We start from the raw sequence: 13,630 nt of genomic DNA, 5'->3' as shown, positions 1-13,630 counted from the left end.
GTTGTGCTAATCTTCCAGATTATATTGTTTTATTTTTCTGTATAAAGTTCTTTGTGAGATTCCCAATTCATCTGCGGCTCTGTTTCTACGTCCCTTATGCTTCTCCAATGCTTTGATAATCAAATCCTTTTCGTTATTTTGAAGAGAAAGTGACTCTGGTCTGTTTTCTTCAATTTCAATATCTTCAATATCTTCATAACTGTCATCCGGAGTTGAGATAATCGTAGGATTCTGAACTACAGGCGCATCATTATGATTGTCAAAATAGACTAAAGACCCGGGATTTACCTGAGGTTGAGTCTCAGGGGTATAAATCCTGTTGATCAGATTTTTCTCGTGGTTGCTCAGATCTGCTGTTCCCCTGTTCTTAATCAATTCCGAAGTTAAGGATTTTAAATCATTAATATCATTCCTCATATCGAATAGAATTTTATACATGATTTCTCTTTCACTTCCAAAATCGTTTTGCTTAGGAGTATTCTGAGTATTCACTACCATTGGAAGGTGGGTTTCCATCGGAATATACTCGGCCAGTTTCTCAGCAGTTATATTTCTGTTTCTTTCCACAACGGTCATCTGCTCTACCAGATTTCTTAATTGGCGGACGTTACCGGGGAAAGAATAACTTTCTATGTAATGAACAGCACTCTGCTCCAGCTCCAGCTCCGGCATTCTGTATTTTTCTGCAAAGTCTATTGCAAACTTTCTGAACAGCAAATGAATGTCTCCTTTTCTTTCTCTCAAAGGCGGCATATCGATCTGAACGGTATTCAGACGGTAATATAAATCCTCACGAAATCTTCCGTCATGGATCGCTTTCATCATATTAACGTTGGTAGCCGCTACAATTCTTACGTTGGTTTTCTGCACCTGTGAAGAACCCACTTTCATAAATTCACCACTTTCCAGTACTCTTAAAAGACGAACCTGGGTCTGCAGCGGAAGCTCTCCTACCTCATCCAAAAAGATGGTTCCTCCGTCTGCTACTTCAAAATACCCTTTTCTTGTAGCTGTAGCTCCTGTAAAAGCTCCTTTTTCGTGACCGAACAGCTCAGAATCTATGGTTCCTTCCGGAATTGCTCCACAGTTTACTACAATATAAGGCTGATGTTTTCTTTTGGATTCTGAATGGATAATTTTTGGAATAAACTCTTTTCCAACCCCACTTTCCCCTATTACCAGTACAGAAATATCTGTAGGGGCAACCTGAATAGATTTTTCCAGTGCCCGGTTGAGTGCGGGAAAGTTTCCGATAATTCCGAAACGGTTTTTTATGTTTTGTAGCTCGTTGCTCATAAGTAAATTTTTGATTATTGATTTAATGTTAATCTTCTACAGCTCTTCAATCTCTTTTCTGTAGACTTTGTTAAAATGATGAGTGTAGACATCTTTCAAAGTCTTTCCTTCATCATACGTTTGCAGGGCTAACATTTTTAAATCTAAATAATCTTTGTTTCTGATCTTAGAAACTTTACTTTTAAAGTATATATTCTCGGCAAAGTTGTATTCTTTGCTTTGTTTTTCAAAATTTTCCAGGGCTTTATCATACCTTCCCAGCTCGAAGTAAGTCACTCCCAACTGGTAATGGTCAAACATTCCCTTCACATAACCTCTGGCTGCCAGAAGCTTTTCTATAATCCCAGCCGCTTTTTCTTTCTGTCCTAACGCACTGTAGGACATAGCTCTTACTACATCCAGATTATAGTCTCCGTTCTGAGACCTTCCTAAGTCTCCGGGATAATATTTTTTTAGCTGGTCTAAATCCTGAATAGCACCTTTATAATCTCTTAGAAACTGAAACTTTGTCCAGCCTCTGTATCCAAGGTGCATTTGAGGATCTAAAGCAACGGCTTTATCAATTAAAATTTTCCAGGTTACGAAATCTCCGTTCTTAAGATATGGAACTGCTTTTTCCATGTAAGCAAGGGAGAAATCAGGACACAGCTCAATAGCTTTATCAAAGCCTTCCTGAGATTCTGCGAAACCTTGTAAATCTGAAGCCCAGTTGTATAACTCACACGCTTTTTTGCAGTTCTCACCCTCTACTGCATTACAGTTGACCTGTGCAATAGTATTGGTGTAAACGATAAGCAACAAAAAGCTAAGGTAATACCTCTGAAACTTTTCCATTTTCAATTTTATAGGTTAAATACTGATAATAATCTACTTTTAAACCTTTTATCTCTTTCGGCATCCAGCCATCGAGTGATTTTGTAAACTGCAGCAATCTATTTTCCAATTCTTCATCAAGTACAGTTTCTTTCAGATCCGGACTCATATGCTGTAATCTGAACAGTCCTGTCTTTCCTTCACAATTTACTAAAAATCTTACGGTAATATAACCGTCGATCTTATTTTCAGAATATATATTTTCTTTTTTAAGTTTTTCTACGATCGCAATCTTCTCTCCTTTGTAGCTAAATTCCTTTGAACCCTGATAGTATTGAAAGCTGAAATGTCCCCATTTTTCCGAACCACATTTCTTAAAACCAGCATCATCCAGCTTTTCATCAAATTCAATATCACCTACAGTATTCGGATACTTTTTTGCTGTCTTTTCTGTCTGACAGGATACCAGAGCAAAGGAAAGCATTGCAAAAAGATAGACTGCTTTGATCACAACTTACTGTTATTCCGCTGTTCTCCCTAAAAGTGTGCCTTGTGTATTGTCATAGACAAAAACGTTCACAATGTCACCTATTTTCTGTCCTTCAAGCTGATCAAAGACACATACGGCATTTTGAGAGTTTCTTCCTTTCCATTGGTTTTTATTCTTTTTGGAAATTCCTTCAATCAGAATCTGATGCATTCTTCCTACATAGGATTTCATTCTTTGTTTTGAAAGCTCTCCCTGAAGTGCAATAACCTCAGCAAGACGTCTCTGTTTCACATCGGCAGGAATATTGTCTTCCATTTTCTTGTGAGCTGGAGTTCCCGGTCTTTCTGAGTAAGCAAACATATAACCATAGTCGTATTCCACTTCTCTCATCAGGCTTAAGGTATCCTGGTGGTCTTCTTCTGATTCATTACAGAATCCAACAATCATATCCTGAGAAAAGGCAACTTCCGGAACAATTTCTTTCGCTTTTTTAATCAGATCAAGATATTCTTCACGGGTATGCTGTCTGTTCATTGCTTCCAGCATATTATTGCTTCCACTTTGTACAGGAAGGTGTACATATTTACAGATGTTATTGTGTTTTGCCATCATTTTAAATACATCCAGACTCATATCCTGCGGATTTGAAGTGGAGAATCTGATTCTTAATTCCGGAACGGCTTTAGCCACCAAATCAAGAAGCTGGGCAAAATTAACGGCTGTTGCTTTCTGCATTTCAGAAGCTTTGGCAAAATCTTTTTTAGGACCTCCTCCATACCAAAGATAAGAGTCTACATTTTGTCCTAAAAGGGTAATTTCTTTATATCCGTTGTTGGCAAGATCTTTACATTCATCTATAATAGAGTGCGGATCTCGGCTTCTTTCTCTTCCTCTGGTAAAAGGAACTACGCAGAATGTACACATGTTATCACACCCTCTGGTAATGGTAACAAAAGCGGTAACACCGTTTCCGCCTAAACGAACGGGATTGATATCTGCATAGGTTTCTTCTTTGGAAAGGATCACATTAATTGCATCTCTTCCATCATCAGTTTCTTTTAAAAGATTAGGTAGATCTCTATACGCATCCGGACCTACAACCAGATCAACCAGTTGTTCTTCTTCTAAGAATTTGGTTTTTAATCTTTCCGCCATACAACCTAAAACACCCACTGTCATATTCGGTTTTTCTTTTTTCAGGTTTTTGAACTGGGAAAGACGCATTCTCACGGTCTGTTCTGCTTTTTCCCGGATGGAACATGTATTTAGAAGAATCAGGTCTGCTTCTTCTACTTTCATTGTTGTATTGTATCCCTGTTCATTAAGGATGGATGCAACAATTTCAGAGTCAGAGAAATTCATCTGACAGCCATAGCTTTCTAAAAACAGTTTTTTAGAATTTTCCGGTCTTTCAGCAATGGCAAAAGCTTCGCCCTGTTTCGTTTCGTCTATATATTTTTCCTGCACGACAATCAATTTAAGGTCCGCAATTTTAAATTACGAACAAATAAGTTTGCAAAGATACAAAATATTGTGACAGATTGTCAGGATTATCTTTCAGTAAATGTTATTGAAAACTGTACCGGAAATGAAATCCTCTCAACGATTGGAATATCTTTATAGAAAGCTGGTATCCAGATCTTTTTCATCCTTGCAAGAGTTCGCATAAAATCAATATTGAAATTTTTATTATCAACTTCAGGATAAATTCTGGGATTAATAATATGCCCGTCTTTACTGATATAAAACTCCAGATTTACTTTCCCGTTAAGCTGATAATCTGAAAAAATCGTCATAAAATTATCATGAAATAAGGTATGAAAAGCTTTCGACCCTTCAGGGTATTTGGTGTGCGCTACAAATTTATTGGCATCATAACCCGGCTGGTAATTGCTCATTACATCTTTTGGATATAAAATAAACTCGGTAATAGCTCCTATTTTCCAGCCTTTTGCTTCAGCCGGCTTCCATTTTTTAAGATTCTTAAGAACTTCTCTGGAAAGGTCATATGCACATTTGTTCCTGGCAATATTAGCCGTATCCTGATCTTTAATAAATTTAACTTCAGATTTTTCGGTGATGATAATTCTAGGTTGATAAATTTCTTTGCCATCACATTCCTTCAATTTACTATTGATAAGAAATTCATGAACATCTTTGTAAAAATTAACCATTCCTCCTTCATAAAAGATTTGTTTCTCCGGATATTCATCAAGTATCTGCGCTTTATACAGAGAGACAAAAGCCAGAAAAAACATAATAAAAGTCTTTTTCATTATTGTGTTTAAATTATTTAATCAATATCAGCTGACATTGAAGAGAAGTTCATTTTAACTTTAATCTGTGAAGCTACAGGTTGCCCGCCACAAGACGCCGGCGTCCAGTTTTTCTTTATTCTTCTTACGACATACTGCATGTCATCAAAAAAAACTTCGCTGTTCTGTACCTTAGGCATTCCTTTCACATCCACAACTTTTCCTTTGGCATCAAGCACCAAAGTAAATGCAAAATCTCCCGTCAGCGCATAGAAATCCGAATTGAGATAAGCATACATATACTTGTTCAGGATGTCTTTGTAAGCTGAAACCCCACCTTCATAAGCTGCCGGTTTAAAATCATTACATTTCACGGCAACCTGCATAAAAGGTTCTTTAATATCTATTTTTAAAAGGGTTTTATTATTATCTCTTATGAAGGAATCATCCCGTTCTTCCTGATCTTGTGCAAATAAAAAAGTACCTGCACACAAAGCCAAAAATAAAAGTACCGTTCTCATAATTTTGTTTCCTAATAATAAGCAAAGGTAAATATTTAGCTCATTTATAAAAAAGAAAAACTTCAAGCAAAGCATGAAGTTTTATCTATAGGTTCTGAATCTCAGGCAACTTTCCAATTATTTATTTCTTCTTAGAGCAGGCCTTTGATGTGTTTATAATTCGTCTTTACTGTTTCAAAAACCTCATCCATTTTACCGCCAAGCATCAGTTGAGCCATAGATTTGGTCATTCCCATGATTTGATCAAACTCAATTTTAGGAGGAAGAGCAAGTGCATTAGGATTAGTAAAGATGTTCAGAAGATAAGGTCCGTTGTGATCTAAGCATTCTTTGATTGCGCTTTCCACTTCTTCAGGAAGATGTACATTTTTACCTGGATATCCCATGGCATGGGCTACCATAGCAAAGTCGGGATTGATCATATCTGTTTCATTATCGGGCATTCCACCGACTTCCATTTCAAGCTTCACCATTCCCAGCGTTCTGTTGTTGAAAACAATTAATTTAACCGGTAGTTTATACTGAAAAATAGTCGCCATATCTCCCAACAGCATAGATAACCCTCCATCTCCACACATGGCGATAACTTCTTTTTCAGGATGGGCTAAAGCAGCTCCGATTGCCATCGGCATAGCATTGGCCATTGATCCATGATTAAAAGAGCCAAGCATTTTTCTTTCCCCGGTTCCTGTGATAAACCGGGCTCCCCATACGCAACACATTCCGGTATCAACAGTAAAAATGGCATCTTTTTGGGCAAGCTTATCTAAAGTATGGGCTACATATTCCGGCTGGATGGCATTCTCTTTTCCAGAATCTTTTACATATTCCAACTGATTTTCTTTTACTTTATCATAAAACGCCAACTGCTCATTCAGGAAGTGAACATCTGTCTTTTCTTCTAATAAAGGGAGTAATGCTTTTATTGTTTCTTTGATATCTCCTGCAAGACCTAATTCCAGTTTTGCTCTTCTTCCCAATCTTTCCGGACTTTCATCTATCTGTACAATTTTATTTTTTACCGGCATAAATTTCTGATACGGGAAATCCGTTCCTAAAAGAAGAACCAGATCTGCTTCGTGCATTGCATGATACGCTGAAGGAAATCCCAGCAGCCCGGTCAATCCCACTTCATTAGGATTATTAGGCTGAATGGCCATTTTCCCCCGGAAAGAATATCCTACAGGTGCTTTTAAAAGTTTAGATAATTCTATAACTTCTTTACTTGCTTCACCTGCTCCGACGCCACAGTATAATGTTACTTTTTTGCTGTTATTTACCAATGCTGCCAATTGCTTCAACTCATCATCTGAAGGTCTTACAACAGGATTGGTTTTAAAGATCTGGGTGGAAGTAGAACCTTCTTCTGCATCCAGTTCGGAAACATCTCCCGGAAGGCCTATCACAGCAACTCCTTTCTTGGAAATTGCATGCTGAATAGCTGTTTGAACGGTTCTCTGCACCTGTTCAGGGCGGGTAATCATTTGGTTATAGTAACTGCAGTCATCAAACAGTTTTATCGTATTGGTTTCCTGGAAGTAATCCATTCCCATTTCATCACTGGGAATTGTGGAAGCAATCACCAGCATAGGAACATGAGACCTGTGCGCTTCATATACTCCGTTAATAAGGTGAACGTGTCCCGGACCGCAACTTCCCGCACATACTGCTAAGCCATCCAGTTCCGCCTCTGCAGCAGCTGCATAAGCTCCTACTTCTTCGTGTCTTACATGAATCCATTGAATACTGCTTTTTTTGACGGCAATATTCAGATGGTTGAGACTGTCGCCGGTTACTGCATAAATTCTTTTCACATTGGCATTTTCGAGCATTTCAACAATTTGCTCTGCAATATTTTTTGCCATAATTGTTATGTTTTGGTATTATTTTTTGGTGAAGAACAGGGCCAGAGATGGATATCAACAACCCTATGTCTATCAAATTTAGCTAATAAAATTGGAACTTTCACCCGGCTTCAATGTTAAAAATTTGTAATTTAACTCTGAGTTTTTTACTATTTAAGCCCATAAGTTTTAGAAATACATAAGGCTTTATCCATCAATAATAACCAAGCATACTAATCTCAAAACAAAAACAGCCACCCAAAAAGGCAGCTGTTCATATATTATCATCTAAGTTTACATCACGACTTCGATCTGATTTCTCAGTAGGTCTTCAAACTCATCTCTTTTACGGATCAGGTGGGCTTTCCCATCCAGGAATAATACTTCTGCAGGTTTTAATCTTGAGTTGAAGTTTGAACTCATTTCAAAACCATAAGCTCCTGCATTATGGAAAGCAAGAATATCTCCTTCTCTCACTTCGTTCAGTTTTCTGTCCCAGGCAAAAGTATCTGTTTCACAGATGTTCCCTACTACGGTATAAATTCTTTCTGCCCCTTTTGGATTGGATAAGTTTTCAATCATGTGGTAAGAGTCGTAGAACATCGGACGGATAAGGTGGTTGAATCCGGAATTCACTCCCACAAAAACAGTAGCCGTTGTCTGCTTTATTACATTGGCTTTAACTAATAAATATCCGCTTTTCCCAACTAAGAATTTCCCTGGCTCAAACCATAGTTCGAATTTCTTTCCTGTAGATTTTGAAAATTCAGAAATTACTTTTTCTACTTTTTTTCCTAATGTTCTTACATCAGTTTCTTCCTCACTATCCTGATAAGGGATTTTGAAACCACTTCCCATATCCAGATATTTCAGATTCGGGAAATGTTCAGAAAGCTCTAACATGATTTCCAAAGCCTGCAAAAATACATCCGGATCTTTGATCTCACTTCCTGTATGCATATGAAGTCCTTCCACATTCAGGTTTGTACTTTTCATCACTCTTTCAATGTGACGAACCTGGTGAATGGAAATCCCGAATTTACTATCGATATGCCCTGTTGAAATTTTATAGTTACCTCCGGCAAAAATATGCGGGTTTATTCTTACTAAAATAGGATAGGTATTTCCATATTTGTTCCCGAATTGCTCAAGAATAGAAATGTTATCAATGTTTATATGAACACCAAAAGTCATTGCTTCCTCTATTTCAGCCAAGTCAACACAATTTGGAGTAAACAATATTTTTTCTTTTGAAAATCCTGCTTTTAATCCAAGTTTAACTTCATTAATAGATACACAATCCAAAGAAGCACCCAGATTCTTGACATACTTAAGGATATTGATATTCGTCAATGCCTTCGCAGCATAGAAAAACTTTGTATGTTTTAAAAAAGAAGATGTAAGTTTTTCGTATTGAACTTTGATGGACTCCGCATCATAAACATACACCGGTGTGCCAAACTCATTGGCAATCTTTAGTAATTCTTTTGAATTCATAATTTCATTTTAACATAAAAAAAGGCAGATCCTTCGAAAAAAGAGTCTGCCACATTGATTATTTTTTATGCAAGACAACTCTTTTAAATATTCCAAACCTTAGAGAACTTTACAGCTCCCTTTTTTCCAGTTTTTATTTGTTTAAAATTTTGCATTGCTACTATTTATTTTTTGCAAAAATACTATTTATTTTTTATTTTACGAAAATTGATTTGAAACGTACCTTCTTTCCGATAAAATGGGTAAAGCTTAAATTTCTCTGTTATTTTGGCAACGGCAGCGTCTCAAAGTCGCCTCGAAGCAGTGCCAGCTGTAATTCATTATTCAAATCTGCAGAAGATAACGGAAGATCAATTTTTAATTTAGCCAGCTTACTGAGAGTCTGAATCTGCGTGAACAGCTCATAAAAACCAAATGAAATTACTTTTCCGTTTTCGATGATTAAAAATAATTTTTCACCCAATTTTCTTCCCGGCCCCAGCCACAGTTCATTTCTTTTTCTGAATTCAATTTTCTGCTTCAACGCTGTATAATCATTAAACTCCTCCTGCAAACCAATAAACTGAACCGCTTTCGTTCCCTGGGTAAATGACCTGAATTTTAAGCCCGGTTTTTCTGTCTTATTGAGTGTGTTTTTTTCAACAACATATTTATTATTCCTGAAATAAAGACCGAAAGGCAATACTTCTTTCTTTTTAATATTCTTGGAGTTCAAAATCAGCTTTGCAATAATATCTGTTCCTGTAAGTTCAAAATTAATCTGCTCAACCCCTTTTTGAATATTCTCCCATTTCTTCGATTTGGAATTAAAAACCTTTTTCGAAAACTTGTTGATATCCTGGACGTAATCCGAGAAAATAATACGGCCTACTTCATCCTGAAAGTAAACAAAACCTTTATCATTAGGAAGATCCTGAGTAAGCTCTTTGATCTTATTGATATAGGTTTTTGCATTAGACTCATCATGCTGCTTCTGAATGATTTCGTTTTCAGTATCTTTTGAAATCAGGAGTTTAAAAAGTTCCAGTGTAGCTCTTGCATCACCTTCAGCCCTGTGATGATTAGTCAAAGGAATTCCCAGAGATTTCACCAGTTTCCCAAGCGAGTAACTTACCTCATCAGGAATCAATTTCTTCGCTAAAGGAATAGTATCTAAAGTATTGATTTTAAAGTCATAACCAAGCCTTTTAAAAGACTGGCGAAGCATTCTGTAATCAAAATCGATATTATGGCCTACCAAGGTCGTATTTTGAGTAATTTCAATGACTCTTTTGGCAATTTCGTGAAATTTCGGAGCAGTTTTGACCATTTTTGGGGTAATACTGGTCAATTTCTGTACAAAAGGAGTGATATCTCCTTCTGGGTTTACAAGGGATATAAACTGGTCCGTAATTTTCTGACCATCATATCTGTAGATGGCAATATCTATAATGCATTCATTTCTATAACCTGCACCATTACTTTCTATATCTATAATTGAATACATTGAATGTGTGTTAACTGCTGTTTTGTCATTGATATTAAAACTGTGTTTTATTCCCCGATAAAATCCAGTTCTATTTTTACTGTTATGTAAGATAACCTGCTAAAATAACAAAAAATATATCAAAATATAGCAGGTTATCTTTCAAAATTATCTTCTTCTGCCTCCCAGACCAAACATCCCGAGAATCGCTTTTGCTCCTTCTCTCATCAATGTATTGGTAAAAGTACGGCCGGCTTTACTCTGTAATACCTGTTCAAACATTCCCGGTTCTTCTTTCACAGGTCTTGTTTTTTGTGCAGGAGTTGGATTTTGTGCTGCCTGCTCCATTCTGTTAGTTAGCATTTCGTAAGCAGATTCTCTGTCAACAGCCTCTTCGTATTTTGCAACAAGTGCTGATTTACCGGTTAGATCAGAGATTTCAGCTTCACTCAGAACATCCATTCTTGATTCCGGAGAAATCAGATAGGTATGTACTAATGGGGTAGGTATTCCTTTTTCATCCAGAGCGGTAACAAATGCTTCTCCAATTCCTAAATTCTGGATCAGGCTGGAAGCATTGTAGTATTCTGTGGTAGGATAGTTTTCAACGGCTTTGGAAATTTCTTTTTTATCTTTTGCTGTAAAACCTCTCAATGCATGCTGGATTTTTAATCCTAATTGAGAAAGCACGTTTTCCGGAACATCTCCCGGGATCTGGGTAATAAAATAGATCCCAACCCCTTTGGAACGAATCAGTTTTACCATCGTTTCAATCTGCGAAAGAAGTGCTTTGGAAGCTTCATCAAAAATCAGGTGTGCTTCATCAATAAATAATACTAGTTTTGGTTTTCCACTATCTCCTTCTTCCGGAAACGTCATATAAATTTCAGCAAAAAGAGAAAGCATAAACGTTGAGAAAAGCTGTGGTTTATTCTGAATATCTGATACTCTTAAAATATTGACTACTCCTTTTCCGTCTCTTGTTTCCAGTAAATCCTGAACATCAAAGCTTAATTCACCAAAGAATCCTGCTGCTCCCTGCTGTTCTAAAGCAACAATAGATCTTAAAATTGTTCCTAAGGATGCTGGCGCAATAGATCCGTAATTTGCTGCAAGCTCAGCTTTTCCTTGTGCGTTATCCGTCACATACTGCAGGACTTTCTTCAAATCATTAAGGTCAATCAATGGAAGGCCTTTATCATCACAGTATTTGAAAACGATAGACATGATGCTTTGTTGAGTATCATTAAGCTCAAGAATTTTACTTAGCAAAACGGGACCAAATTCTGTAACAGTAGCCCTCAATTTTACACCCTCACCACCGGAAATACTCATCAGTTCTACGGGAAAACTCTGTGGATTGTAAGGAAGCTGTGTTTTAGCATATCTTTCTTCAATGACAGGATTCATCTGGCCTGCTTCTGCAATCCCGGAGAAATCTCCTTTAATATCAAGAACCAAAGATGGAATTCCCGCATGGGAAAGCTGTTCTGCAAACACCTGCAGTGTCTTTGTTTTACCGGTACCTGTGGCTCCGGCAATAAGACCATGACGGTTAATTGTTTTCAGGGGAATGGTTACGTTTACTTCTGTTACCACTTCTCCGTCCAGCATTCCTTTTCCTAATATAATATGTTCTCCTTTTGGAGTGTATCTTGCATTTAGTTCTTCAATAAATTGTGTTTTGTCTGCCATCTGATCGCTTTTTTAACTTATAAATATAAAATTTTTGGAGAATATTTAAAGATATTTTCCAATGAACTTATCTTTATTTCTTCGAAAAATAAATTTGTATCTGCATAAACAAATTTCAAACCATATGTATTAATCTGTGAACAATAGATGATTTCTAAGGAGAACATGATAAAAAACAGCATTTGCAAATTCATAAGTTGTAAGGCATTCTTTTTGCTGAAAAACACAATGGATTAAACATTCGTTTAACAAAGTATTGAAAGAAACTATCAATGGGATTTAACATTTCATTTAGAATTTATCTAATACTTTGTATCTTTAACTCATTAAAAAAAGACCCAATGAAAATTGAACAAATATATACGGGCTGTCTGGCTCAGGGTGCCTATTATATTGTATCAGAGAATGAAGCTGTCATTATAGATCCTTTAAGAGAAGTAAAACCTTATCTGGATCGTCTGGAAAAAGACAATGTCACTTTAAAATATATTTTTGAAACTCACTTCCACGCTGATTTTGTATCCGGACATTTGGATCTAAGCAAAAAAACAGGTGCTCCTATTGTATACGGACCTACTGCTGCTCCTGAATTTGAAGCTATTATTGCTGAAGACAACCAGATTTTTGAGATCGGAAAAGTAAAAATAAAGGTAATGCATACGCCGGGACACACGATGGAAAGCAGTACTTATCTTTTAATCGATGAAAATGGTGTTGAAAAGGCAATTTTCACGGGTGACACCCTGTTTTTGGGTGATGTAGGAAGGCCGGACCTTGCTCAGAAGGCAACTAATCTTACTCAGGAAGACCTTGCAGGAATTCTGTATGACAGTCTTCAGAACAAAATCATGCCATTGGATGACAGCATTACAGTTTATCCGGCTCATGGCGCGGGTTCTGCGTGCGGAAAGAATATGCAGAAAGAAACGGTGGATATTTTAGGAAACCAAAAGAAGACCAATTATGCGCTTAATCAACCAGACAAAGCATCTTTCATCAGAGAGGTTCTTGACGGTTTAACAGCACCACCGAAATATTTCGGAATGAATGTCGCATTAAACAAAGGCGGATATGAAAGTCTGGACGTTGTAATGAACAAAGGATTACAGCCTGTAGCACCAGAAGATTTTGAAGCATTGGCTGAAGAAACCGGAGCATTAATTTTAGATACAAGAGGAGCGGCGGACTTCCATAAAGGATTTGTTCCGAACTCTATCAACATAGGATTGAAAGGTGATTTTGCCCCATGGGTAGGAAACCTTATCGTAGATGTAAAGCATCCTTTATTATTGGTAACAGATGAAGGAACTGAAGAAGAGGTAATTACAAGACTAAGCAGAGTTGGTTTTGATAATGTAGTAGGCTATCTGAAAGGAAGTTTTGAAGCCTGGAAAAATGCAGGTAAGGAAACTGATGAGATCAAAAGAATTACCCCATCTGAATTTGCTGAGCAATTTACAGAAGATGCAAAAGTAATTGATGTAAGAAAACTGACTGAATATTCTGCAGAACATATTGATAATGCGTACAACAAGCCATTAGATGCAATCAGTGATTGGGCTCGCACAATTGATGATTCAGAACACTTTTTCCTTCACTGTGCAGGCGGATATAGAAGCATGATTGCAGCAAGCATTCTTAACTCACACGGAATCAGAAACTTTACTGAAATAGAAGGAGGTTTTAACGGTATAAAAAAGACTGAAAAATTCCCGACTACAGATTTTGTATGCCAATCCAAAACATCATAAGAT

General features: G+C 37.0%; 11 protein-coding genes. 1 reads left to right on the top strand and 10 read right to left on the bottom strand.

The window, feature by feature from the left end:
- Nucleotides 1–6 precede the first annotated feature (6 nt).
- The 10 genes from LC457_RS19325 to LC457_RS19280 all read right to left on the bottom strand — a co-directional run bounded on the left by LC457_RS19325 (nt 7) and on the right by LC457_RS19280 (nt 11,876).
- Complete coding sequence (locus tag LC457_RS19325; RefSeq protein ID WP_223601314.1) at nt 7–1,296, bottom strand: sigma-54-dependent Fis family transcriptional regulator; 1,290 nt, start codon at nt 1,294–1,296, stop codon at nt 7–9.
- 36 nt (nt 1,297–1,332) lie between these two features.
- Nucleotides 1,333–2,130 carry a tetratricopeptide repeat protein gene (locus tag LC457_RS19320; RefSeq protein WP_223601313.1) on the bottom strand — a complete coding sequence of 266 codons (798 nt, stop codon included), beginning with the start codon at nt 2,128–2,130 and terminating at the stop codon, nt 1,333–1,335.
- Nucleotides 2,102–2,620, bottom strand: a complete 519-nt coding sequence (locus LC457_RS19315; protein WP_223601312.1) for a hypothetical protein — start codon at nt 2,618–2,620, stop codon at nt 2,102–2,104. The genes LC457_RS19320 and LC457_RS19315 overlap by 29 nt, the downstream gene beginning before the upstream one ends.
- Nucleotides 2,621–2,629: 9 nt before the next feature.
- A complete protein-coding gene (gene miaB / locus LC457_RS19310; RefSeq protein WP_223601311.1) occupies nt 2,630–4,066 on the bottom strand; it encodes a tRNA (N6-isopentenyl adenosine(37)-C2)-methylthiotransferase MiaB in 1,437 nt (478 codons plus the stop codon).
- An 83-nt stretch (nt 4,067–4,149) separates the two neighbouring features.
- Nucleotides 4,150–4,875 (bottom strand): energy transducer TonB, encoded by a 726-nt coding sequence (locus tag LC457_RS19305; protein WP_223601310.1) that lies wholly within the window; start codon nt 4,873–4,875, stop codon nt 4,150–4,152.
- A 17-nt stretch (nt 4,876–4,892) separates the two neighbouring features.
- Nucleotides 4,893–5,375 carry a hypothetical protein gene (locus LC457_RS19300; RefSeq protein WP_223601309.1) on the bottom strand — a complete coding sequence of 161 codons (483 nt, stop codon included), beginning with the start codon at nt 5,373–5,375 and terminating at the stop codon, nt 4,893–4,895.
- Nucleotides 5,376–5,506: 131 nt separating this feature from the next.
- On the bottom strand, nt 5,507–7,240 hold the full coding sequence (locus LC457_RS19295) for a thiamine pyrophosphate-dependent enzyme (protein ID WP_223601308.1): 1,734 nt from the start codon (nt 7,238–7,240) through the stop codon (nt 5,507–5,509).
- 273 nt (nt 7,241–7,513) lie between these two features.
- On the bottom strand, nt 7,514–8,716 hold the full coding sequence (gene lysA / locus LC457_RS19290; protein WP_174774481.1) for a diaminopimelate decarboxylase: 1,203 nt from the start codon (nt 8,714–8,716) through the stop codon (nt 7,514–7,516).
- A 262-nt stretch (nt 8,717–8,978) separates the two neighbouring features.
- On the bottom strand, nt 8,979–10,202 hold the full coding sequence (locus tag LC457_RS19285) for a PolC-type DNA polymerase III (protein WP_223601307.1): 1,224 nt from the start codon (nt 10,200–10,202) through the stop codon (nt 8,979–8,981).
- Between the two features lie 147 nt (nt 10,203–10,349).
- Entirely contained in the window at nt 10,350–11,876 is a 1,527-nt protein-coding gene (locus tag LC457_RS19280) for a helicase HerA-like domain-containing protein (protein WP_223601306.1), read from the bottom strand.
- A 341-nt stretch (nt 11,877–12,217) separates the two neighbouring features.
- Here LC457_RS19280 and LC457_RS19275 point away from each other — a divergent pair, with 341 nt between their 5' ends.
- Nucleotides 12,218–13,627: a rhodanese-like domain-containing protein gene (locus LC457_RS19275; protein WP_223601305.1), complete on the top strand. Its 1,410-nt coding sequence runs from the start codon at nt 12,218–12,220 to the stop codon at nt 13,625–13,627.
- The last annotated feature ends 3 nt before the right edge of the window (nt 13,628–13,630 follow it).

The organism is Chryseobacterium sp. GVT01B, assembly GCF_019970045.1.
Taxonomy (GTDB): Bacteria; Bacteroidota; Bacteroidia; order Flavobacteriales; family Weeksellaceae; genus Chryseobacterium.
The sequence above is the reverse complement of the archived record's forward strand: the minus strand, read 5'-3'. Positions and strand labels throughout refer to the sequence as shown.

Coding starts and splice junctions, on each gene's coding strand:
- LC457_RS19325 (WP_223601314.1), bottom strand. CDS start 1,296: ATGAGCAACGAGCTACAAAACATAAAAAACCGTTTCGGAATTATCGGA.
- LC457_RS19320 (WP_223601313.1), bottom strand. CDS start 2,130: ATGGAAAAGTTTCAGAGGTATTACCTTAGCTTTTTGTTGCTTATCGTT.
- LC457_RS19305 (WP_223601310.1), bottom strand. CDS start 4,875: ATGAAAAAGACTTTTATTATGTTTTTTCTGGCTTTTGTCTCTCTGTAT.
- LC457_RS19300 (WP_223601309.1), bottom strand. CDS start 5,375: ATGAGAACGGTACTTTTATTTTTGGCTTTGTGTGCAGGTACTTTTTTA.
- LC457_RS19295 (WP_223601308.1), bottom strand. CDS start 7,240: ATGGCAAAAAATATTGCAGAGCAAATTGTTGAAATGCTCGAAAATGCC.
- lysA (WP_174774481.1), bottom strand. CDS start 8,716: ATGAATTCAAAAGAATTACTAAAGATTGCCAATGAGTTTGGCACACCG.
- LC457_RS19285 (WP_223601307.1), bottom strand. CDS start 10,202: ATGTATTCAATTATAGATATAGAAAGTAATGGTGCAGGTTATAGAAAT.
- LC457_RS19280 (WP_223601306.1), bottom strand. CDS start 11,876: ATGGCAGACAAAACACAATTTATTGAAGAACTAAATGCAAGATACACT.
- LC457_RS19275 (WP_223601305.1), top strand. CDS start 12,218: ATGAAAATTGAACAAATATATACGGGCTGTCTGGCTCAGGGTGCCTAT.